This is a genomic window from Mesorhizobium sp. M2A.F.Ca.ET.039.01.1.1, from assembly GCF_003998035.1.
Lineage (GTDB): Bacteria > Pseudomonadota > Alphaproteobacteria > Rhizobiales > Rhizobiaceae > Mesorhizobium.
On the sequence record NZ_RZRY01000933.1, the window covers coordinates 1 to 2,030 of the forward strand.

The 2,030-nt window shown below is 63.8% G+C and carries 2 protein-coding genes and 1 pseudogene; 2 read left to right on the plus strand and 1 reads right to left on the minus strand.

All coding sequences use genetic code 11. The features are described 5' to 3' along the window. Nucleotides 1-419: pseudogene (locus tag EOA24_RS35740) on the plus strand (hypothetical protein); the annotation flags it as partial. A 194-nt stretch (nucleotides 420-613) separates the two neighbouring features. Here EOA24_RS35740 and EOA24_RS35745 read toward each other — a convergent pair. Further along, nucleotides 614-1,507: a LysR substrate-binding domain-containing protein gene (locus EOA24_RS35745; RefSeq protein ID WP_126083745.1), complete on the minus strand. Its 894-nt coding sequence runs from the start codon at nucleotides 1,505-1,507 to the stop codon at nucleotides 614-616. A 119-nt stretch (nucleotides 1,508-1,626) separates the two neighbouring features. Here EOA24_RS35745 and EOA24_RS35750 point away from each other — a divergent pair. Continuing rightward, nucleotides 1,627-2,030: NmrA family NAD(P)-binding protein (locus tag EOA24_RS35750; RefSeq protein ID WP_127410693.1), on the plus strand; the 404-nt coding region annotated here is incomplete at its 3' end.

Consider the following 2,030-nt stretch of genomic DNA (forward strand, 5'->3'; position numbering starts at 1 on the left):
GACAGCTCCCGGCAGCGCTTGAGCACGGCGCCTTCGTCGGCGCTGCGAAGGACGGGCGCTTCTCATCCGCGGCGCGGCGGGACTATGCCGAGGCCGCAGCCGCGGTGCTGACGGCCAGCGACCAGGCGGGGAGGACCTATGAGCTCGCCGCAGACCATGCCTTCACATTTGCCAAGCTTGCGGCGGAGGTCTCGCGGCAATCGGGCAAGACGATCATCTACAACGACCTGTCCGAGGCTGACTACAGGGATGTGATGACGGGCGCCGGCCTGCCTGCCGATCTCGCTGCACTTCTGGCCGATGCCGACGCCGCGGCCTCGCGCGGGGCGCTGTTCGATGACGGTGGCGCGCTGGGGCGGCTGATCGGTCGTCCGACCACCTCGATGCAGAGCCTCGTCGCGGCCTCCTTGCACGGCTGAGCCAGGCGCTCAGCCGATGTCACGTTGACAGAACCGGGCGTGCAACACGCGTTGCGCTGACACCAACGGCCGTCACCATGGCGGCTGCGGTGTTGAGCGTGTTGCGCCACCCGGAGTTTTCCCACTTGCTCCGCTTGTCTTGTTCGCCGTTTTGCTCGCCGCGGGTGGGTTCGTAGGAACGGTGGCCGAATTGCTCAGTCCGCGACATAGGCTGCCAATTCATCAGCCGTCCCCTGCGGAAAGGCTTCCTTCAAGTAGTCGAGGAACGCTGACACGCGGGGGCTGAGCAAACGCCTCGAGGGATAAAGGGCCCAAAGCGCCGTCTCGGGCCCTGACACATCCCCCCAATGCACCAGTGTGCCGGCAGCCAGATCGCCACTGGCAAGCGACAACGGCAGGCGCGCGGCGCCGAGCCCCATGCGCACCGCATCTCGGACCATGACGAATGACGCCAGGCTGAGCACTGGCTTGGCGTTGATCGTCGACTTGCCGGACGAGGTCATGACTTGCCAGGCTTCGGACTCGTTCAACGAGCCTCGACTGATCGCGGGAACAGGGTGCCCAGAGGCTGGGGCCGTCAGGTGCGGACTGGCCACCACCACCAGCCGATCGCGCAGGAACACTCGCCCGACAAGGCTGGCATCCGGCTGCGGGTTCACCCGGATGACGAGGTCGTAGGCTTCTTCGATCATATCCACGGCCCTGTCTTCCGTGGTGATCTCCAACCGAACCTCCGGGTATCTAAGGACGAAGCCGGCCGCGAGCTTTCCGACCGCGGTCTGAGAAAAGAGCAGTGGCGCGCTAATGCGTAGGCGGCCACGCGGGCTATGGCCGCCCGAAGCGATCGCCTTCGCCGTCTCATCCAGTTCTGTGAGCAGAAAGCCCGTTCGTTCAAACAGGGCCCGTCCCTCCTCCGTGAGCTTGAGCGTCCGCGAACCACGTTCGAACAGGCGCAGATCAAGACTTGCCTCGAGATCGGCCACGCGTCTGGAAAGAGTAGCCTTTGGCCGGCCGGCTGCGCGCGAGGCCTTTCCGAACCCGCCGTGGCGGGCCACCAGGTTGAAGTCGGCAAGAGCGAGAAGATCCACGATTTTGTTCATTTCTGTTCCACCAGTGAGACGACCCGTCCAAACATACCATCTATCGGGATGCATGTGGATCACTCATTTTGAGCGTGCCTTTTAACTCAAACAGAAAGTGAACCCCAATGACCATCCTCGTTACAGGTGCCACCGGCCGCGTCGGCCGCCATGTCGTCGATCAACTCCTCCAGCGCGGCGCAACCGTGCGTGTGCTGACCCGCGACCCTGCGAAAGCCAGCTTTCCGACCGGTGTCGACGTCGCCAAGGGCGATCTCCTCGACATCGATGCACTGCGCAGCGCCTTCAAAGACGTGAGCACGCTCTTCCTGCTCAATGCCGTCACGGGTGACGAATTTGCCCAGGCGATCATCACGCTTAACGTTGCTCGCGAAGCGGGCGTCGACCGTGTCGTCTATCTCTCCGTGTTCGAAGCCGATCGGGCGGTGAACGTCCCGCATTTCGCCGTGAAGTTCGGCGCCGAGCGCATGCTGGTGCAGATGGACTTCAGCGCCACGATCTTGCGTCCGAC